The organism is Rhizobium sp. LjRoot30, assembly GCF_964253915.1.
In the GTDB taxonomy this organism is placed as follows: Bacteria; Pseudomonadota; Alphaproteobacteria; order Rhizobiales; family Rhizobiaceae; genus Metarhizobium.
Window position 1 is genome coordinate 1 of sequence record NZ_CAXUSG020000043.1, and the last position, 3,098, is coordinate 3,098.

3 protein-coding genes are annotated in these 3,098 nt (G+C 57.3%); 1 reads left to right on the forward strand and 2 read right to left on the reverse strand.

The annotated features are described in order from the left end of the window. A partial coding sequence (locus tag ACSQ3I_RS28025; RefSeq protein WP_436004446.1) for a porin occupies positions 1-853 on the forward strand: 853 nt, incomplete at its 5' end. Between the two features lie 210 nt (positions 854-1,063). On the opposite strand, the gene ACSQ3I_RS28030 is transcribed toward ACSQ3I_RS28025, so the two are convergent. Together ACSQ3I_RS28030 and ACSQ3I_RS28035 are read right to left on the reverse strand one after the other, a co-directional pair. Further along, positions 1,064-2,011, reverse strand: a complete 948-nt coding sequence (locus ACSQ3I_RS28030; RefSeq protein ID WP_436004450.1) for a tyrosine-type recombinase/integrase — start codon at positions 2,009-2,011, stop codon at positions 1,064-1,066. 246 nt (positions 2,012-2,257) lie between these two features. Then, positions 2,258-3,098: porin (locus ACSQ3I_RS28035; protein ID WP_436004448.1), on the reverse strand; the 841-nt coding region annotated here is incomplete at its 5' end.

Below are 3,098 nucleotides of genomic sequence, written 5' to 3' on the forward strand. Positions count from 1 at the left end.
TCGCTTCGACGTCCAGGCTGCTGACTCCTACTCGCCGAACAGCGACAACGGCTGGAACACCCGTTCGCGCGCCGAACTCTACCTCGACTCGGCCAGCGACACCGAATACGGCGCTCTGAAGACCCAGATCGTTGCCCGTTGGGACTTCGACGGTGACTACAACGACGGTCAGCACACCACGTCCAAGCTGATCGCTGCCAATATCACCCTCGCCGGCTTCCTCGTCGGTCTGGCTGACTCGCAGTACACCTCGTTCACCGGCTATGCTGGCGACATCATCAACGACGACGTGATCGCTTACGGCGAGTTCGAAGTTAACCAGATCAGCTACACCTACGACGGCGGCAACGGCTTCACGGCAGTTGTCTCGCTCGAAGACGACAGCCGCACCGGCGACGACTACATGGTCGACGTTGTTGGTGGTCTCGGCTACTCGACGGGCACCTTCGGCTTCAAGGTCGTCGGTGGTTACGACGAAAGCGCTGAAGAAGGCGCGATCAAGGCTCGTTTGGACGGCAACTTCGGCGCTCTGTCTGCCTTCTTGATGGCTGGTTGGAACTCTGACGGCGACGTCGTTCACAAGTTCGCTCCGTCGAACTTCGGCGGTGCTGCTGCCGGTATCGGCTGGGGCGACTGGGCTGTCTGGGGTGGCCTCGGTTACTCGTTCTCCGACACGCTGGCTGCCAACCTGCAGCTCGCTTACACGGACTCGGAAGTCTTCGCAGCTGCTGCGAACGTAAAGTGGAACCCGGTTCCGGGCCTGCTGATCCAGCCGGAAATCACCTACACCAACTGGGATTCGATCGATGAAGACCAGTGGAACGGTATGGTTCGCTTCCAGCGCACGTTCTAATTCTCTGAATTTTCAGAGTTTTACGGAAAGCCCGGTCTTCGTGCCGGGCTTTTTGCTTTGAGGTCGACGGCGCATGGCGGCGCTCTTGTAGCTGTTATCGAGAGTGGGGAATTTCCGCCTGCCTTCCGGCTGAACCAGGGCTCCGGCTTGGCGGACAAAGCAACGGGCCGACATCCGGCCGCCCGTAGGCGACCGGCAAAATCCGAAAAATCAGTGATCCTGTGCCGCGCGGATCTGCGACATCTTTTCGAGAACGGCGACGCAGGCATCGAGATCCTGCGATGCGAGGTGGGCATAACGCATGGTCATCTGCAGTGTCTGATGGCCGAGCCAGGTCTGGACGCGTCGGATATCGACGCCGCCCTGCACCAGGCGGGAGGCGCATGTATGGCGCAGCACGTGCGGAACAACGTCCTTGTCGCTCCCGAGGCCGACATCCTGCTTTACCCTGTTCCAGGCCGTCCGAAAACGCTGCTGGTCAATGTCGCTGAACGGTCCGCTGCGGCGTTGCTTCGGGATGTCCACGACGTCCTTGGCCCTTTGCGTCAAGGGCACGGAGCGGCTTCGTCCCGATTTCGTCACCCAGAATGTCACCCGGCTACCGCTGACGTCGTTCCAGCGCAGCCCGATCGCCTCGCCAAGGCGGGCGCCGGTATCGACGAGAAAGATGCAAAGACGATAATAAGCTTCGGAATGGCCGGCGATGCCGTCGAATATGCGCTGCTCTTCGTTTGTATCGAGGAAACGTATCCGGCCTGCCTTTTCTTTTTCCCGCGTAAATTCCGGAAGGCTGCTGATGTCCTTCATCTTGTAAGCCTTTCGCAACAATTTGCTCAGGGCCGCCATTTTACGGTTGATCGTCGCATTGCTGTTGCCCCGCTTGCGGAGTAAACCGATCAATTCATCGAGCATATTCTGCGAGAAAGAAAAGAAGCTCGGATCGGGAAGCAGGTCGTGCAATTCGGAGATGAAATTCGTCACCGTGTATTTATGGCGACCGGGAACCCACAATATATCTCCGTATCTTTCAAAAAGAATACGAAGGGATATTTGCCGCGCCTCACCGGCTGATGACGAGCCTTGGAGCCGATACCGAATATTGTAGAGCAAGTCTTCGGGGAGGACGTAATCTGCATTGCCACCGTGTGGCGCAATAATATTTTCCAAAACGAACTCCAATACTCTGATCAGGCAGAAAGTGACTGAGTATCAGGAAATTCGGCAACAGTGAAGCGCCCCTATTATACACAGTTTTGCCCCGCCTTTGGAAGCAATACTGATAATAAGGGTCGATTATTATAATGTCTACTTAGTATTTTGTTCGTTTGACTTGCTAAAACAAAAAACCAAGAAGCTGGAGCAAAAATGAAAGGAGCCCGGCTTTGCCGGGCTCCAATGTTCTGATTAGAACGTGCGCTGGAAGCGAACCATGCCGTTCCACTGGTCTTCGTCGATCGCGTCCCAGTTGGTGTAGGTGATTTCCGGCTGGATCAGCAGGCCCGGAACCGGGTTCCACTTGAGGTTCGCAGCAGCTGCGAAGGTCTCGTTGTCGGTGTAAGCGAGCTGCAGGTTAGCAGCGAGCGTGTCGCTGAACGAGTAGCCTACGCCACCCCAAACAGCCCAGTCACCCCAGCTCTGACCGATCGAGTCGCCGTTTGCGAACTTGTTGACGGTGTCGCCGTCAGAGTTCCAGCCAGCCATCAAGAAGGCAGACAGAGCGCCGAAGTTGCCGTCCAAACGAGCCTTGATCGCGCCTTCTTCAGCGCTTTCGTCGTAACCACCGACGACCTTGAAGCCGAAGGTGCCCGTGGAGTAGCCGATACCGCCGACTACGTCGACCATGTAGTCGTCGCCGTCCTTGGAGTCGTCTTCGAGCGAGACAACTGCCGTGAAGCCGTTGCCGCCGTCGTAGGTGTAGCTGATCTGGTTAACTTCGAACTGACCGTAGGAGATCACGTCGTCGTTGATGATGTCGCCAGCGTAGCCGGTGTAGGACGTGAACTGCGAGTCAGCCAGACCGACGAGGAAGCCGGCGAGGGTGATGTTGGCAGCGATCAGCTTGGTGGTGGTGTGCTGGCCGTCGTTGTAGTCACCGTCGAAGTCGAAGCGAGCAACGATCTGGGTCTTCAGAGCGCCGTATTCGGTGTCGCTGGCCGAGTCGAGGTACAGTTCAGCGCGCGAACGGGTGTTCCAGCCGTTGTCGCTGTTCGGGGTGTACGAGTCAGCAGCTTGAACGTCGAAACGG